A 14,800-nucleotide genomic window follows, 5' to 3' on the forward strand; every position below is an offset into this window, starting at 1 on the left:
GGCAACCGCATGGCTCTTCGTCGCCTCGATACAACTCTTCACTCGCCGCATCGCAAGGCTATGAAATTATGAACGATAATTTTGAATCAGACTCTCAGGCCGACCAATGGCAGCGCTATATTCACGCAAAGCTGAGCGCGGCGCTCTCGAAACGCTCGTCCTGGTTCCTGTTCGGGCTCGCCTTCCTGGCCGTCTATCGCGAGGTGTTCGAGACCATCCTGTTTTATGCGGCGCTGGCATCGCAGGGCAGTGGCGGGGCTGTCTTCGGCGGCTTCGTGACCGGCCTTGTCCTGCTGGCCGTCATCGCCTGGGCGATGCTCCGCTACAGTCAGCGGCTGCCAATCGGCAAATTCTTTTCGTATAGCTCTGCCCTCATGGCGGTGCTCGCCGCCGTACTGGCGGGCAAGGGAACGGCGGCGCTGCAGGAGGCAGGCATGCTCTCGGTAACGCCCGTGAGCGGCTGGCCTCGAGTAACGCTCCTGGGTATCTATCCGACGCTGCAGGTCATCCTCATGCAAGCCGCCGCGCTGGTCATCATAATCCTTGGCTTCTGGTATAATCGCCGGGCCATCGAAGCCGGGCGGCCTGCCAAAGCCGGCAATCAGTCTGCGTAGAATTGCGACACCCGACCGGTTGCCAACCCGCCCACATCCGCGTCATAGGCCGATTGTGGGCCTCGCCGAACCGACCCATCGCATATTCCCGATACAAATTGACAGACATGAACATATCGGATAATCCCGATGCATGCAAATTGATGCCGCCTTGTCCGCCCTCGCCGCTCTGGCGCATCCCACCCGCCTCGATGCCTTTCGCTTGATCGTCCAGAATGAGCCCGAAGGGCTATCGACGGGACAGCTCGTCGAAGCGTCGGGGCTCAATCAGAGTAGTTTTTCGACGCACCTCGCGGTTCTGGTGAAGGCGGGCTTGGTGATACCGGAAAAGCGCGGCCGGCAGATCATCCAACGAGCGGATATCGACGCACTTCGCGGCCTGATGCTCTTCCTCGCAAAAGACTGCTGCCAAGGACGCGCTGAACTGTGTGAGCCGCTGCTCGCCGAACTTGCCTGCTGCTGATCGGCCCATTCAGCGCTTGAGGGAGAAGTCGATGACCGACAAGATTTATAATGTGCTGTTCCTTTGTACCGGCAACAGCGCCCGCTCGATTCTAGCCGAAGCTCTGCTGAACCGCATGGGCCAGGGGCGGTTCCGTGCCTATAGCGCCGGGAGCTTTCCCAAAGGCAAGGTCCATGCACAGGCGCTCGCGCTTCTCGATGAGCTCGGGTTCGAGACCGAGGGTCTGCGCTCGAAAAGCTGGGACGAATTCTCGGGCCCGGACGCGCCCAAACTCGATTTCATCTTCACCGTCTGCGACAATGCCGCCGGCGAGACCTGTCCGGTCTGGCCCGGCAAGCCGATGACCGCGCACTGGGGGATCGAAGATCCCGCCGCGGTCGAAGGCCCGGGCCAGCGCGAAGCTTTCGAACGTGCGCTGCACTATCTCTCGAACCGGATTTCGCTCTTCCTCGCGCTCCCGCACGAAAGCATCGACGAGATGGCAATGGCGCGCAGGTTGAAGGAAATCGGCGGCATCGAGGGCGCGACTGGCGAGCGGGAGACAGGCGCATGACCGCCGACATCATTATCTATCACAATCCCGAGTGCGGGACGTCGCGCAACACGCTCGCGCTCATTCGCAACGCCGGCATCGAACCGCATGTCGTCGAATATCTGAAGACACCGCCGTCGCGAGCCCTGCTCGAGCGGCTGATCGAGCGCGCCGGTATCACGCCGCGCGAGCTCCTCCGCGAAAAAGGCACGCCCTATGCGGAACTCGGCCTAGGCAACCCCGATCTCACCGATGGCGCACTCATTGATGCAATGATGGCGCATCCGGTCCTCATCAATCGCCCGCTCGTCGTCACATCGCTCGGGGTGAAGCTCTGCCGCCCGTCCGAAGCGGTGCTCGACATCATCCCTGCCCGCCAGCTTGGCGCCTTCGCCAAGGAAGACGGTGAACAGGTGGTCGATGCCGGCGGCAACCGCGTCCATGCCTGAGGGGATCATCATGATTGCCGCAAAGCGTGAACGCCTGTCCTTCCTCGATCGCTATCTGACACTCTGGATCTTCCTTGCAATGGCGCTCGGCGTCCTCTTGGGATCGCTTTTCAAGGACCTCCCCGCTGCGATCGACGCGATGTCGATCGGAACGACGAATATCCCGATCGCCATCGGGCTCATTTTGATGATGTATCCGCCGCTTGCACGCGTGCGCTATGACGAGCTGCCGCGCGTGTTCGAAGACAAGCGCGTCCTAGCCATCTCGCTGATCCAGAACTGGATCATCGGGCCGGTGCTGATGTTCGCGCTCGCGGTCGTCTTCCTCGCGGACAAGCCTGAATATATGACTGGCCTGATCCTGATCGGTCTCGCGCGCTGCATCGCAATGGTGATCGTGTGGAACCAGCTCGCAAAGGGCGACAATCAATATGTCGCTGCGCTCGTCGCGTTCAATTCGATCTTTCAGATCCTCTTCTTCAGCGTCTATGCCTGGTTTTTCCTCACGGTCCTGCCGCCGCTCTTCGGCCTCGAAGGCAGCGTCATCGACGTCAGCTTCTGGACGATCGCCGAGGCGGTGCTCATCTATCTCGGCATCCCGTTTATGGCAGGATATCTCACCCGCAAATGGCTCGCCAGCGCCAAGGGCAACGACTGGTACGAGACGCACTTCCTGCCGAGGATCGCGCCGATCACCCTCGTCGCACTGCTCTTCACCATCGTCGCGATGTTCAGCCTCAAGGGCGGCGAGATCGTCACCATCCCCGGCGACGTCATCCGGATCGCGATCCCGCTGACCATCTATTTCGTCGTGCAGTTCCTCATCAGCTTCTGGATGGGCAAGCTGATCGAGGCTGATTATCCACGCACGACCGCGGTCGCCTTCACCGCCGCGGGCAATAATTTCGAGCTCGCGATCGCGGTCGCGATCGCCGCCTTCGGCCTCGCCTCGCCGGTCGCCTTCGCGGCGGTCATCGGCCCGCTTGTCGAAGTGCCGGTCCTCATCCTCCTCGTCAGCGTCGCATTCCGCCTCGGACGTCGCTGGTTCCCGGCGAGCGTTCCTTCACAAGTCTGAGTATCATGACAGAACAGACCCACAGCCGCCTGCGCGCGCTCTCCGACGCAGACCATTTTCCCGCATTGAGCCCCGAATATCTCCACGCACAGCCGGCGTTTGGTCTGGGGCCGCTCGATCCCGCGCCGCGCATCCTTCTTCTGTACGGATCGCTGCGCGAGCGCTCCTACTCGCGCCTCGTTGTCGAGGAAACGGCGCGTCTGCTCCAGCTTTTCGGCTGCGAGACCCGCATCTTCGATCCTTCCGACCTGCCACTGCCCGACCTCATCGCCGATGACGATCATCCCGCGGTCGAGGAACTACGCCAGCATTCGCTCTGGTCAGATGGCCAGGTCTGGTGCAGCCCCGAGCGCCACGGCCAGATCACCGGCATAATGAAAGCGCAGATCGATCACCTGCCGCTCGCCTATAGAGGTCTGCGTCCCACGCAGGGCCGCACTCTCGCCGTGATGCAGGTCTCGGCGGGATCGCAGTCGTTCAACAGCGTCAACACGCTGCGCATCCTCGGCCGCTGGATGCGGATGATCACCATCCCCAACCAGTCGAGCGTTGCCAAAGCTTATGCGGAGTTCGACGAGGCAGGCCGCATGCTGGCGTCGAGCTATTATGACCGGATTGTCGATGTTGCCGAGGAGCTGGTGCGGTTCACCGTGCTGACGCGCGGCCACGCCGACCAGCTTGTCGATCGCTATTCGGAGCGCAGGGATCGCAACGCCCCTATCCTGACACCCGCACAGCTGGCCAAATTGCCGGGGGCGTGATGTCTTGTGGCCGCGAACTGGTGCCGATCAGGATCGACGCCGCAGCTTGCCGAATTCGCGGTCACCGCTCATGAAGCGCTCGATCATCGGGGCAATCAGCCGCTCCGCCGGCAAAGGCTCGGGGAGCCCATTGGCCCTGGCATGGATGCGGGCATAGTCTGCAAGATCGCGCATAATGCCTCCCGACAGTTCAACCGTGACCTTGACCGGCCGATCCTCGGCGATGGGTCCGAGCCGCAGCTTGCTCATCGGGATTCGCCACTGAAAAGCGGCTCCAGCACCAGGTCACGGGTCACGATGACCCGAAACGCGAAACCGGGGCGGATGGTGATGGTCGGCGGTATAGCGAGTTGCCGTTCGACGATCTGCCGGCCGGTCTGACCGATCGAATCCTGCGATCCCGACCGGATCGCACGAACGAGCCGATCGTCGTCGTCCGCTCCGAGCTCGGCGCCGACACCGAGCAGCGTCGATATGAGCGCAGCCTTGAACATATGGCCCCAATGATAGTCGGTGCGATCCGCCAGCCCCGCCATTCCGCCGGCATCCGCTCCGGGGAGCCGGCCAAGTGCGATCGAGCGACCGCCGGGAAAGGTCAGCCGATCCCACGCGAGCAGCACGCGATTCTGCCCCGACACGATCTCGCTGTCATATTCTCCGACCAGGCGCGCGCCTTGGGGAATCAGGAGAATGCGTCCCGTCGGACTGTCATAGATATTCTGCGTCACCTGCGCTGTGATCTGGCCCGGAAGATCGGACCGAATGCCGGTGATCAGCGCCGCCGGAATGATATTCCCGGCTTGCACGACATAGGGTGAAGCGAGCGGGACAATGCGTTCGCCGCTGTCTGTCCGGCGCGGACCATCTCCGCGCAGAAAGGGACGAGCCGGGGCTTCTGCGCCCGGCGGATTGATCGCCTGTACCGCGGGCGGCGCAGGTTGTTCCGCGGTACTGGCCGAGGCGCTGCCTCCCCCGCTCGCCAGGAAAAGATTGCTGGAACGCGCCGCGTCGCTTTCCTGGATCCGGCGCTCACGCGCCTGATCCACCGCCCGCTGTCGTGGATCGGCCGGCGGTGGAACAGCCGCCATGGGCGGCGGCGTTATCATCACGCCCTCTTTCTGCGCCGAGACGATCGGCCGGCCGAGGTCACCGGGAAGCGGCGGCCCGAGTTTCGGAACCGCGCCATAATCCGCAGGCGCGCCAGTAATGACCTCCGAGCGGTTGGGGCGATCGGTCTCATAGACATTCTCGCGGGGGCCGGGTTCCGGCGTCCGCAGCGCCCAGAGCAGCGCGCCCGCGATCGCCAAGCCCGCCGTACCACCGATGATCGCGAGCGTGCGCGGTGAGAGGCGCATGACGGATGGCATTTCGCCCTCGAGCCGGAACCCGTCGGGACTGGGCGGCGCGACGGCGCGTTCCGCAGCCCCGGGTTCGGTGGCCAGCTCTGCCTTCTCCTCCCGTTCCGGCACGCTCATGACCGCCCCCGACGGCGCTTGTCGTCGCGCTCGATCCGTATCTTTTTCGCGCCACGCCCGCTGCCGAGCCGCAGTTCGGCGCGCTCGAACAGGCGGTCGACGATGAGGAACCGACCTTTCACGCGGTAATTGACGAGCTCCGCACCATCCTTGTCGCCGAGCACGAAGAGCGGGGGCATATCGCCCTCGGCAATACCGTCGCCAAACTCGACGAACAATTGGCGGCCGTCGTCGAAGATGCGCAGCGGGCGCCAGGACACCTTGTCGCCGCTGATCCGATAACCAAAATTGAGCGCCGCAAAGTCGATGCCGCTCGCAACGGGAGCAGCGCGCTCCCGCTCGGTTTCGGCCGCTCGCAATGCGATCAGCTCATCGGCCGGGTAGGACCAGCTGACTGCAGCCATATAGGTCGCAGGCGTTGCGCGCAGTTCGAGATGATAGGTGCGGCGGTTGGTGTTGATAACGAGGTTCGTCATGATGTCGGGGCGGGTCGGCTTGACGAGAATATGAACGCGCCGCGACGTACCGGCGCCGCTCAGCGTGTCACCGATGATCCAGCGGACCGTATCGCCGGCGGCGACCGGTCCGGGTCCGACGAGCTCCTCGCCTTCCTGGAGCGCGATGTCGGTGACCTGCCCCGGCGCCGTATAGATCTGGAACAGCGCGCCGTCGGCCCAGGCATATTTCTGGATCGCGTTGAGGAACGTGGCACGGTCCGGCTGAACGCGCGCCGCGTCATTGGCTCGGCCGACCTGCGTTTTGACATCGGAGGGGGCGGCGACCGCAGGAAATGCGAGCGCGGCTGCGGTCACGAGAAAGATAAAACGCGTCACTGGCTGAGCTCCTTCGACCAATTTACGGCGGTGACAAAAATTCCGAGCGGGTTGCGCCGCAGGGCATCGGGGGTGCGGGGCGGCTGGACCGTCACGGTGACGATCGCCGACCAGCGCGACGTTTCGAGAAGGCTGCCGTCCTGATAGCGGCGCTCGGTCCAGGCGATACGAAAGCTATCCTTGGAGGCTCGGATCACGCTCGACACATCGACCGCGACCTGTCGCTTGCCGATCTCCGCGAAAGGATCGTTCAGCCGGGCATATTCATTGAGTATCTGCGCACCGCTCGCCGTGGTGAAATCATAGGCGCTGAGCCAATCCTTGCGCAGCACGATCGGGTCGGCCGGAATCGACCGGACATGCTCGATGAAGCGCGCGAGATGGAAGGCGATCTGCGGATCGGTCGGCGACCAGTCGGCGTCTGCGGGCGCGACGGCCCTTGCCTCGCCGAGCTTGTCGACCTCGACCACCCAGGGCGTGATCGTGCCGCGCACCGACTGCCAGACGAGCGCCGAGGCGAGGCCGCCCGACAGAAGCAGGGCGCCGAAAAAGGCGAGCCGCCAATTCTTCGCCTGGACGCGCGCCGAGCCGATGCGATCGTCCCAGACCTGCGCCGCGCGCTGATGCGGCGTGACCGGGACGGGCGAGATCCCATAATGATTGGAGGGCCTGCGGAAAATCATATCAATCCCTTTCGCTGATGTCGGGTGCGGAGCCGGCGCCGTGGCTATCGCCGCCCTTCAGGGTCTGCGCGCCGACCATCGCGCCCTGCGCGACCGCCTGCCGCTGCCGCATCGCGGTCGCCCAGGCGGGCGGCGTGTCGGCAGCAGGTGCCGGCCCGGCCTTCGCCGCCTGACCCGCGCGGCCGGCCGCAAATTGCTCGCGGGTCCGCTCGGCGGCACGCCGAAGCGGGGACGCCGCAGCGCTCGCCGCCGAGCGCGCGACATTGGCGAGACCCGCACCGACCGCCTGCGCCCCGCTCTTCCCGGCCGCGCCTGCGGCGTAGGAGCCCGACGCGCTGCCCGCAGTGCGGGTAGCACCGGCTGCAGCGCCGCGCGCAAAGCTGGCGGCGGCACCGGTAGCCAGCGTCGCACCCGCCGCGCCCGCGGCGAGCGTGGCGCCGGCGGCGACGGCCGTGCCGGCCGCAGCGCCTGCGCCGAGCTGGGGGCCGCCCGCGACGATGCCATTGGCGATCGAAGGACCGAAGATACCGAGACCCAGCAATGTGAGCGCGCCAAGCGCGATCGCCATCACCTGCTCGATGTCGGGCTCGGCGCCAATCTGGGCACCCATGAAGCGATCGAAGAGGGTCGTGCCGATCCCGGTGATGACGGCGAGCACCAGCACCTTGATGCCCGAGGAGACGATGTGGCCAAGGACGCGCTCGGCCATGAAGGCGGTGCGGCCGAAAAAGGCGAAGGGAATGAGCACGAAGCCCGCGAGCGTGACGAGCTTGAACTCGAGGATCGTCACGAAGACCTGCACCGCGAGGATGAAGAAGGCGAGGACGACGATCACCCAGGCGATCAGCAAAACCATGATCTGCACGAAGTTCGTGAAGAGCCCGACAGGCCCCAGGAGGTCCTTGCTCGCATCAAGAAGCGGCTCGGCGGCATCAAGGCCCGTCGCCGCGACGACGCCCGGGCGCATGAAGTCGCCGATCGCCATGGCGCCGCCGCTTGCCTTCAGCCCAAGACCGGCAAAGCTTTCGAGCATGATCGTCGCCAGGCTCTGGAAGTTGCCGATGATGAACGCAAAGACGCCAATATAGAGCGTCTTCTTGACGAGGCGCTGAAGGACATCCTCGTCGGCGCCCCACGCCCAGAACAGCGCGGCGATCGTCACGTCGATGACGATGAGAGTCGTCGACAGGAACCCGACTTCGCCGCCGAGCAGCCCGAAGCCGCTATCGATATAGGTCGAAAAGACCGACAGAAATTGGTCGATCACGCCCGTGTCGTTCATCGCTCGTTCCTCCGCTCACCGAAAAACCGGCGACGCTTCGCTTCCCATGCCGCTTCGCAATCGGGGTCGGCCGTCGTGACGGTCCGGCAGCGGCGAAGCCCATCGTCCGGCGCCGGGTGTGCGTCCGCCCCGGAGACCTGGGGGGCGGACGCACGGGGCGCGGGCGGCAGGGTCGCGGCGACGAGCGCGAGCGTCATGGCGATTCCGCCCAGCACTGCCGCGCCGGCGATCCTGGCCGCCCGGCCCATCTCAATTGCCCTTGAGGAAGCGGCGGAAGCGCTCGCGTCCTTCGGCCTCGGCAGCCGCCGCGCGGGCGGCATCGAGCATCTGCGCACGCCCCTGCGCGGCGATCGCGGCGGCAAGATCACCGAGTTGCTGCGACTGGAGCGCGAGCAGCTGATTGCCCGCCTGTGCCGCCTGGAGGGCGCCGGCCGCCGACTGGCTCGCGGTCACCAGCGTCGTGATCGAGCGGCGCGCATCGCCCATATTGCCGACGACGCCCGCCTGGACCTTCATCGCATCCTGAAAGGCGCCGACGCTGTCGCTCCAGCGCGCCTCAGCATTGGCGACCATTTCCGCCTGCGTGCCCGTCAGCGCGCCGCCCTTGTAGCGCGCGTCGAACGCCTTCTGGATGTCGCCGACATCAAAAGCGACCCGCTGCGCTTCGCCGAGCAGGGCGCGGGTGCGGTCGACCTGGCCTTGCAGCTCCTCGAGCGTCGAGACCGGCAGGCCCGACAGGTTGCGTGCCTCGTTCGCGAGCGACGTCGCCTGATTCTGCAGCTGCTTGATCTGATTGTTGATCTGCTCGAGCGTGCGCGCGGCGGTCAGGATGTTCTGGGCGTAATTGCGGGGATCGTGGACGATCCCGCCCACCTGGGCCGCGGCCGGGACAGACACTGCCGCTGCCGCGATGCCGCACCCGGTGACAAGCAGCGCGGCGGCGCAATGGAAAATCGGGGTCTTCATGGTCATTCACTCCTTCAGGGTGGAAAATTCGAGATTGGCGAGAAGATCGGCCGCCCAGTCGAGGCGGCGCTCACGCAGCCAGGCGGCGGCAAAGCCATCGCTCCCATGTTCGGCGACGAGTTCGCCGATGCGGATCTGATCGGTCTTGGAAGACGCGGCGGCGAAGGCGAGCGCGATCTCGCCGAGGCCCAGTTCGAACAGCCGGTTCCCGCGGCGCGACTGGCAATAATAGTCACGCTTCGGGGTCGCACGGCTCAATATCTCGATCTGCCGGTCGTTGAGGCCGAAGCGCTCATAGACCCGCGCGATCTGCGGCTCGGCGGCGCGCTCATTGGGAAGGAAGATGCGCGTCGGGCAGCTCTCGATGATCGCGGGCGCAATGCTCGAACTCTCGATGTCGGCGAGGCTCTGCGTCGCGAAGATGACGCTCGCATTCTTCTTGCGCAGCGTTTTCAGCCATTCGCGCAGTTGCGCGGCGAAGGCTGGGCTATCGAGGATAAGCCAGCCCTCGTCGATGATGATCAGGGTCGGCGAGCCGTCGAGGCGCTGACCGATCCGGTGAAAGAGATAGGCGAGCACGGCGGGAGCGGAGGCGGCGCCAACGAGGCCCTCGGTCTCGAGCGCTTGCACGCGCGCGTCGCCGAGGCGTTCGACCTCCGCGTCGAGGAGGCGTCCCCAGGGTCCGCCGACCAGATAGGGCGCCAGCGCCTGTTTGAGTTCCTGCGATTGCAGCAGGACCGCGAGCCCCGTCAGCGTCCGCTCCACGACCGGCGCGGTGGCCAGCGACGTCAGCGCCGACCAGAGATGCTCCTTCGCGGCCGGATCCACCGCGACGCCTTCGCCCGCGAGGAGCGCGGCCAGCCATTCGGCGGCCCACGCGCGTTCGCCCGCCTCGTCGATGCGCGCGAGCGGCTGCAGCGCGACGCCGCCGCCGTCATCCTGCAAGGCGCCGCCCAGATCCTGCCAGTCGCCGCCCATGGCGAGCGTCGCGGCGCGGATCGAGCCGCCGAAATCGAAGGCGAAGATCTGGCCATGCTCATAGCGCCGGAATTGCAGTGTCATCAGCGCGAGAAGCACCGACTTTCCGGCGCCGGTCGGGCCGACGACGAGGCTGTGGCCGACGTCGCCGACATGAAGAGTTAGGCGGAACGGCGTCGAGCCTTCGGTCTTGCCATAGAGCAAGGGGGCATCACCGAAATGCTCGTCCCGTTCCGCCCCCGCCCACACCGCTGACAAGGGTATGAGGTGGGCGAGATTGAGCGTCGAAATGGGGGGCTGGCGGACATTGGCATAGACATGACCGGGCAGGCTCCCGAGCCAGGCGTCGACCCCGTTCATGCCCTCGACCGTGCAGGTGAAGTCGCGGCCCTGGATGACCTTCTCGGCGAGCCGCAGTTTTTCGGCCGCGATGGCGGGATCCTGATCCCACACGGTCAGCGTCGCGGTCACATAGGCGATGCCTGCATGGTCGGCGCCGAGTTCCTGCAATGCCATGTCGGCGTCGGCCGCCTTGTTCGAGGCGTCCGAGTCCATGAGCACCGACGCCTCGTTGGTCATCACTTCCTTGAGGATCGCGGCGACCGATTTGCGCTTGGCGAACCACTGCCGCCGGATTTTGGTCAGCAGCTTCGTCGCGTCGGTCTTGTCGAGCATGATCGCGCGCGTCGACCAGCGATAGGCGAAAGCGAGCCGGTTGAGCTCGTCGAGCAGGCCCGGCCAGGTCGCGGTCGGAAAGCCGGTGATCGTCAGCGTGCGGAGATGATGCTCGCCGAGCCGCGGCGCGAGCCCGCCGACGAGCGGCTGGTCGGTCAGCAGCGCGTCGAGGTAGACGGGTGTCTCGGGAACGCGGACGCGTTGCCGATTGGTCGAGACGCAGCTGTGGAGATAGGTGAGTGTCTCGCCGTCGCCAAGCCATTCGGCCTCGGGAACGAAGCCTTCGATCAGATGGAGGAGCCGCCCGCTGCGGTCGACAAAGCCCTTCAGCAGTTCTTTCGGATCCGCGCCCGCCTCCGAGCGCCCCTCATAAAGCCAGGCTTCCGCACGCGCGGCCTCTTCCGCGGGCGGCATCCAGAGCAGGGTCAGATAATAGAAGCTTTCGAAATGCGCGCCTTCCTCGCGGAACTGTTCGCGGCGCTCGACATCGACCAGCGCCGAGACGGCGTCGGGAAAATCGGAGACCGGATAGGATATCGCGGGAACACGCTGCGCCTCGACGAAGACCGCCCAGCCCGAGCCCAGCCGCCGCAGCGCATTGTTCAGCCGCGCGGTCACCGAGACGAGTTCGGCCGGGGTCGCGCTGTCGAGGTCGGGGCCGCGAAAGCGCGCGGTACGTTGGAAGGAGCCATCCTTGTTGAGGACGACGCCCTCGGCGACGAGCGCCACCCAGGGAAGATAGTCGGCGAGGGCAGCGGATTTGGTGCGATATTCGGCGAGGTTCATCATGGGCGCATCCAGACAGGAAATTTGAGGTGACGGCGGGCGACGTCGACGAACTGCGGGTCGTGCCGCGCCGCCCAGACCGAAAGGGCATGGCCGATCGCCCAGAGAGCGAGGCCGGCGATCCAGAGCCGAAGGCCGAGCCCGATCGCACCGGCGAGGGTGCCATTGACGATCGCGAGGCTGCGCGGCGCGCCGCCGAGCAGGATCGGCTCGGCGAGCGCACGGTGGACCGGCGCGAAGAAGCCCGGAATGTCGGCCTCCTGTCCCATCAGACGAGTGCCCCGCCGCCGAAGGAGAAGAAGGAGAGGAAGAAGCTCGAGGCGGCGAAGGCGATCGAGAGCCCGAAGACGATCTGGACCAGCCGGCGGAAACCGCCCGAGGTATCACCGAAGGCAAGGCTCAGGCCGGTGACGATGATGATGATCACCGCGACGATCTTGGCGACCGGACCCTCGATGCTCTCGAGGATCGACTGGAGCGGCGCTTCCCAGGGCATCGACGAGCCGCCCGCATGGGCCGGGACGGCGACGATCATCGCGACGAAGATCGCGGTCGAGGTGAGGATGGCGCGGCGGGCGCCATGCCGGGCGGCACGGATCATGAGCTTTCTCCTTCTTGTGTGTGCGGGACAAGGCGATATTCGCCGGTGGCGGGATCGAGCCCTTCGACCCGCGCCAGTTCGGACAGGCGCCGGCCGGTCCCATCGCGGACGAGGACGGCAACAAGGTCGATCGTTTCGGCAAGCAGCGCGCGCGGCACGGTTACGACCGCCTCCTGGATGAGCTGCTCCATGCGGCGGAGCGCCCCGAGCGCGCTTCCGGCGTGGATCGTACCGATCCCGCCCGGATGGCCCGTTCCCCAGGCCTTCAGCAGATCGAGCGCTTCGGGGCCGCGCACCTCGCCGATCGGAATGCGATCGGGCCGGAGGCGGAGCGACGAGCGCACGAGGTCGGTGAGCGATGCGACCCCGTCCTTGGTGCGCATGGCGACGACATTGCGCGCGGCGCACTGCAACTCGCGAATATCCTCGATGAGGATGATCCGGTCATCGGTGCCGGCGATCTCGGCGAGCAGCGCGTTGGCGAGCGTCGTCTTGCCTGTCCCCGTTCCGCCGGCGACGAGAATGTTCAGCCGGTCGGCGACCGCATGCCGCAGCGCCGCGGCGGCGGCCGGCGCCATGATTCGCGCGCCCACATAATCGTCGAGCGTGAAAACGGCTGCCGCCGGCTTGCGGATGGCGAAGGCCGGGGCGGTCACCACGGGTGGCAGCAACCCCTCGAACCGCTCGCCGCCGCCGGGCAGTTCGGCCGATACGCGCGGACTTCCGGCATGAACTTCGGCGCCGACATGATGCGCGACGAGGCGGATGATGCGTTCGCCATCGGCCGCGCTCAGCCATGTACCGCTGTCCGCGAGGCCCTCGCCGAGCCGGTCGACCCAGAGGCGGCCGTCGGGATTGAGCATGATCTCGACGACTTGCGGGTCGGTAAGCCAGCCGGCGATCGCCGCTCCGAATGCGGTCTGCAACATGCGCGCGCTGCGATTTAGCGCTTCGAGCCGGATCGGTTCTGCAGCCATGAGAGGACCCCGTTTCGCGGCGCCGGACCGGAGTGTCCGTGCGACGGGGCCGAGTAAGAGACGCAGGGATTGCCCCAATTCAACAAGCTTTTGAGCGCGTCGCACCGTGGCGTTGAAAGACAGGCTATGGCGTAGGCGCCGTCATCGCGGGAGAGCGGCCGCGCCTCCGCGAATCACTCCCGGGGCTTGTGCCGGAGGCGATTTTGACAAGAGTGTGAACATGAGTGATTCGAGGTCGCACACATTTGAGGACGCCGAACGCTGGGCGCGCCTCACTGACAAGCAGCGGGCCTGCCTCGATCTCCTGATCGAGCGACAGACCTCGAAGCAGATTGCGCGGCAGCTCGGAATCGCCAAGCCCACCGTCGATCTCCGGCTGACCAAGGCGCGCGACATATTGGGGACGGCGAACCGCGACGAGACCGCGATCGTCTATGCCCGCCTCAAACAGACCTATGATCGGATCACATGCGATCCGATCGACCTTCCGCCGCCGCCTGCGCTCGTGCCATCCCACTTCCCGGACGGAGGCCCGGCCGACGCGATGGCGCTGAACGACAGTGTCCTGGCGGCGGACGGGCCGATGGAGGCCAGCCCGCCGTTCAGGGATTTCTGGAGGCATGACCATGCCCGGACAAGGCGAGCGCTGATCATGGCGGCCATGCTGGTCGCACTGGTCCTGCTCATCTTATCGGGGCTCGCCATCGCCCAGGCGCTGACGACGCTGATCTCCGGCTGATCCCTTTCCCTTGTGCCCAAGCAATCGCCGGATCGCCCCCGCTTTCCGGAAAAGGAGAAGTCATGTCCAAAGAAACCAGTTTTGCAGCAGCTCGTCTCGAGCGCGACGTCCCGGCTGCGGAAGGCAGAGTCGACGATGCCCTCATCGCGGTGTCCTCGCTGATGACAAGTGTCGTGACCGCACGCCGCGATACCATCGGGGTGCCGGCCACCAGCGGCCATGCAACGATCCGGCGGCTCGCGAAGGCACAGATGGCGCTGGTCGATGTGAGCGGTGACATCCTTCGCGTCCATGGCGATCTCGTGCAAATCGGACGCGAGACGGCGGGCTATGACCTTCATGAATGCCCGGCGATCGCCGGTGCGGTTTCCGAGCCTCTTCCGGCGGCCGCCTGACCCCGATTGACCCGGAGCAATCAGCATGAAAGGTTCGGGCGATGCGCATGGCATTTTTCCTCGCTTTCTTGCTGGTTGCTCTTGGCTATGCCGCCTGGCGCGGGGGCGGACCCGAACGCGCGATGGCCGCGATCGCGCTGACCATGGTGGGAGCGGACAAGATGCTCCACGCTTTCGTACCGGTCGAGTTCGCATCGCTGGACACGGGCCATCTCGCGATCGACCTGTTCGGCGCGACCGCAACCACCCTGCTCGCGCTTTTTGCGCATCGCTTCTGGCCCATGTGCGTCGCGGTGCTCCATATACTCCCGCTCCTCGCGCACACGAGCCGGTTCCTCGATGTGGAGATTCATCCGGCGGCTTATCTGACGATGCAGGTCGCGACCTCGTGGCTGGTTCCGCCGATCCTCATCCTCGCAACCTGGCGGCACCAGCGACGCCTGGCGCGCGGCGACAGCGAGCCGTCCTGGTACATCTCGTCGCGTCGATCGATCCCGAGAACAGCCAATCGATAGC

General features: G+C 65.7%; 20 protein-coding genes. 9 read left to right on the plus strand and 11 right to left on the minus strand.

Annotated elements, in window-relative coordinates; all coding sequences use genetic code 11:
- The 6 genes from CHB69_RS15395 to arsH form a co-directional block, all read left to right on the plus strand.
- A partial coding sequence (locus tag CHB69_RS15395; RefSeq protein ID WP_425442437.1) for an FTR1 family iron permease occupies window positions 1–614 on the plus strand: 614 nt, incomplete at its 5' end.
- Window positions 615–747: 133 nt separating this feature from the next.
- Window positions 748–1,077 (plus strand): ArsR/SmtB family transcription factor, encoded by a 330-nt coding sequence (locus CHB69_RS15400; protein WP_058818130.1) that lies wholly within the window; start codon window positions 748–750, stop codon window positions 1,075–1,077.
- A gap of 31 nt (window positions 1,078–1,108) precedes the next feature.
- Entirely contained in the window at window positions 1,109–1,630 is a 522-nt protein-coding gene (locus tag CHB69_RS15405; RefSeq protein ID WP_058818131.1) for an arsenate reductase ArsC, read from the plus strand.
- Entirely contained in the window at window positions 1,627–2,058 is a 432-nt protein-coding gene (arsC, locus tag CHB69_RS15410; protein ID WP_058818132.1) for an arsenate reductase (glutaredoxin), read from the plus strand. The genes CHB69_RS15405 and arsC overlap by 4 nt, the downstream gene beginning before the upstream one ends.
- Before the next feature lie 10 nt (window positions 2,059–2,068).
- The gene (gene arsB / locus CHB69_RS15415; protein WP_058818204.1) at window positions 2,069–3,133 is read left to right on the plus strand and encodes an ACR3 family arsenite efflux transporter; all 1,065 of its coding nucleotides are present in this window, start codon (window positions 2,069–2,071) and stop codon (window positions 3,131–3,133) included.
- Between the two features lie 5 nt (window positions 3,134–3,138).
- Window positions 3,139–3,894, plus strand: coding sequence for an arsenical resistance protein ArsH (gene arsH, locus CHB69_RS15420; RefSeq protein ID WP_058818133.1), 756 nt, complete (start codon window positions 3,139–3,141; stop codon window positions 3,892–3,894).
- Between the two features lie 27 nt (window positions 3,895–3,921).
- On the opposite strand, the gene CHB69_RS15425 is transcribed toward arsH, so the two are convergent.
- Genes CHB69_RS15425 through trbB form a run of 11 tightly spaced genes read right to left on the minus strand, consistent with a single transcriptional unit; the run spans window position 3,922 to window position 13,150 of the window.
- Window positions 3,922–4,143: a DUF2274 domain-containing protein gene (locus tag CHB69_RS15425; protein ID WP_058818134.1), complete on the minus strand. Its 222-nt coding sequence runs from the start codon at window positions 4,141–4,143 to the stop codon at window positions 3,922–3,924.
- Window positions 4,140–5,369, minus strand: coding sequence for a TraB/TrbI/VirB10 family type IV secretion system protein (locus tag CHB69_RS15430; RefSeq protein WP_082660499.1), 1,230 nt, complete (start codon window positions 5,367–5,369; stop codon window positions 4,140–4,142). The genes CHB69_RS15425 and CHB69_RS15430 overlap by 4 nt, the downstream gene beginning before the upstream one ends.
- Window positions 5,366–6,181: a P-type conjugative transfer protein TrbG gene (trbG, locus tag CHB69_RS15435; RefSeq protein ID WP_425442439.1), complete on the minus strand. Its 816-nt coding sequence runs from the start codon at window positions 6,179–6,181 to the stop codon at window positions 5,366–5,368. Before trbG ends, CHB69_RS15430 begins: the two co-directional genes overlap by 4 nt.
- Before the next feature lie 17 nt (window positions 6,182–6,198).
- Entirely contained in the window at window positions 6,199–6,882 is a 684-nt protein-coding gene (trbF, locus tag CHB69_RS15440) for a conjugal transfer protein TrbF (protein WP_058818206.1), read from the minus strand.
- A 4-nt stretch (window positions 6,883–6,886) separates the two neighbouring features.
- Window positions 6,887–8,167: a P-type conjugative transfer protein TrbL gene (gene trbL / locus CHB69_RS15445; protein WP_058818135.1), complete on the minus strand. Its 1,281-nt coding sequence runs from the start codon at window positions 8,165–8,167 to the stop codon at window positions 6,887–6,889.
- Window positions 8,164–8,487, minus strand: coding sequence for a putative entry exclusion protein TrbK-alt (gene trbK-alt, locus CHB69_RS20725; protein ID WP_331458781.1), 324 nt, complete (start codon window positions 8,485–8,487; stop codon window positions 8,164–8,166). Before trbK-alt ends, trbL begins: the two co-directional genes overlap by 4 nt.
- Complete coding sequence (gene trbJ, locus CHB69_RS15455) at window positions 8,417–9,133, minus strand: P-type conjugative transfer protein TrbJ (RefSeq protein ID WP_082660511.1); 717 nt, start codon at window positions 9,131–9,133, stop codon at window positions 8,417–8,419. Before trbJ ends, trbK-alt begins: the two co-directional genes overlap by 71 nt.
- A gap of 6 nt (window positions 9,134–9,139) precedes the next feature.
- Window positions 9,140–11,575: a conjugal transfer protein TrbE gene (gene trbE / locus CHB69_RS15460; protein WP_058818137.1), complete on the minus strand. Its 2,436-nt coding sequence runs from the start codon at window positions 11,573–11,575 to the stop codon at window positions 9,140–9,142.
- Window positions 11,572–11,841, minus strand: a complete 270-nt coding sequence (locus CHB69_RS15465) for a VirB3 family type IV secretion system protein (RefSeq protein ID WP_058818138.1) — start codon at window positions 11,839–11,841, stop codon at window positions 11,572–11,574. The genes trbE and CHB69_RS15465 overlap by 4 nt, the downstream gene beginning before the upstream one ends.
- Window positions 11,841–12,173 carry a TrbC/VirB2 family type IV secretion system protein gene (locus tag CHB69_RS15470; RefSeq protein WP_058818139.1) on the minus strand — a complete coding sequence of 111 codons (333 nt, stop codon included), beginning with the start codon at window positions 12,171–12,173 and terminating at the stop codon, window positions 11,841–11,843. Before CHB69_RS15470 ends, CHB69_RS15465 begins: the two co-directional genes overlap by 1 nt.
- Window positions 12,170–13,150, minus strand: coding sequence for a P-type conjugative transfer ATPase TrbB (gene trbB, locus CHB69_RS15475; protein ID WP_058818140.1), 981 nt, complete (start codon window positions 13,148–13,150; stop codon window positions 12,170–12,172). The genes CHB69_RS15470 and trbB overlap by 4 nt, the downstream gene beginning before the upstream one ends.
- Before the next feature lie 220 nt (window positions 13,151–13,370).
- Between trbB and CHB69_RS15480 the strand changes: the two genes are divergently transcribed.
- The 3 genes from CHB69_RS15480 to CHB69_RS20570 all read left to right on the plus strand — a co-directional run bounded on the left by CHB69_RS15480 (window position 13,371) and on the right by CHB69_RS20570 (window position 14,799).
- Complete coding sequence (locus CHB69_RS15480) at window positions 13,371–13,889, plus strand: LuxR C-terminal-related transcriptional regulator (protein WP_058818141.1); 519 nt, start codon at window positions 13,371–13,373, stop codon at window positions 13,887–13,889.
- Between the two features lie 62 nt (window positions 13,890–13,951).
- Window positions 13,952–14,284 carry a hypothetical protein gene (locus CHB69_RS15485; protein ID WP_058818142.1) on the plus strand — a complete coding sequence of 111 codons (333 nt, stop codon included), beginning with the start codon at window positions 13,952–13,954 and terminating at the stop codon, window positions 14,282–14,284.
- A 41-nt stretch (window positions 14,285–14,325) separates the two neighbouring features.
- Window positions 14,326–14,799: a hypothetical protein gene (locus tag CHB69_RS20570; protein ID WP_058818143.1), complete on the plus strand. Its 474-nt coding sequence runs from the start codon at window positions 14,326–14,328 to the stop codon at window positions 14,797–14,799.
- Window position 14,800 lies beyond the last annotated feature (1 nt).

This window comes from Sphingopyxis indica (genome assembly GCF_900188185.1).
In the GTDB taxonomy this organism is placed as follows: domain Bacteria; phylum Pseudomonadota; class Alphaproteobacteria; order Sphingomonadales; family Sphingomonadaceae; genus Sphingopyxis; species Sphingopyxis indica.

Bases quoted from the DNA above. Each gene is read 5' to 3' on its own strand.
- CHB69_RS15400 (WP_058818130.1), top strand. From the start codon at position 748: ATGCAAATTGATGCCGCCTTGTCCGCCCTCGCCGCTCTGGCGCATCCC.
- CHB69_RS15405 (WP_058818131.1), top strand. From the start codon at position 1,109: ATGACCGACAAGATTTATAATGTGCTGTTCCTTTGTACCGGCAACAGC.
- arsC (WP_058818132.1), top strand. From the start codon at position 1,627: ATGACCGCCGACATCATTATCTATCACAATCCCGAGTGCGGGACGTCG.
- arsB (WP_058818204.1), top strand. From the start codon at position 2,069: ATGATTGCCGCAAAGCGTGAACGCCTGTCCTTCCTCGATCGCTATCTG.
- arsH (WP_058818133.1), top strand. From the start codon at position 3,139: ATGACAGAACAGACCCACAGCCGCCTGCGCGCGCTCTCCGACGCAGAC.
- CHB69_RS15425 (WP_058818134.1), bottom strand. From the start codon at position 4,143: ATGAGCAAGCTGCGGCTCGGACCCATCGCCGAGGATCGGCCGGTCAAG.
- CHB69_RS15430 (WP_082660499.1), bottom strand. From the start codon at position 5,369: ATGAGCGTGCCGGAACGGGAGGAGAAGGCAGAGCTGGCCACCGAACCC.
- trbL (WP_058818135.1), bottom strand. From the start codon at position 8,167: ATGAACGACACGGGCGTGATCGACCAATTTCTGTCGGTCTTTTCGACC.
- trbK-alt (WP_331458781.1), bottom strand. From the start codon at position 8,487: ATGCCGCCCGCGCGGCGGCTGCCGAGGCCGAAGGACGCGAGCGCTTCC.
- trbJ (WP_082660511.1), bottom strand. From the start codon at position 9,133: ATGAAGACCCCGATTTTCCATTGCGCCGCCGCGCTGCTTGTCACCGGG.
- trbE (WP_058818137.1), bottom strand. From the start codon at position 11,575: ATGATGAACCTCGCCGAATATCGCACCAAATCCGCTGCCCTCGCCGAC.
- CHB69_RS15465 (WP_058818138.1), bottom strand. From the start codon at position 11,841: ATGGGACAGGAGGCCGACATTCCGGGCTTCTTCGCGCCGGTCCACCGT.
- CHB69_RS15470 (WP_058818139.1), bottom strand. From the start codon at position 12,173: ATGATCCGTGCCGCCCGGCATGGCGCCCGCCGCGCCATCCTCACCTCG.
- trbB (WP_058818140.1), bottom strand. From the start codon at position 13,150: ATGGCTGCAGAACCGATCCGGCTCGAAGCGCTAAATCGCAGCGCGCGC.
- CHB69_RS15480 (WP_058818141.1), top strand. From the start codon at position 13,371: ATGAGTGATTCGAGGTCGCACACATTTGAGGACGCCGAACGCTGGGCG.
- CHB69_RS15485 (WP_058818142.1), top strand. From the start codon at position 13,952: ATGTCCAAAGAAACCAGTTTTGCAGCAGCTCGTCTCGAGCGCGACGTC.
- CHB69_RS20570 (WP_058818143.1), top strand. From the start codon at position 14,326: ATGCGCATGGCATTTTTCCTCGCTTTCTTGCTGGTTGCTCTTGGCTAT.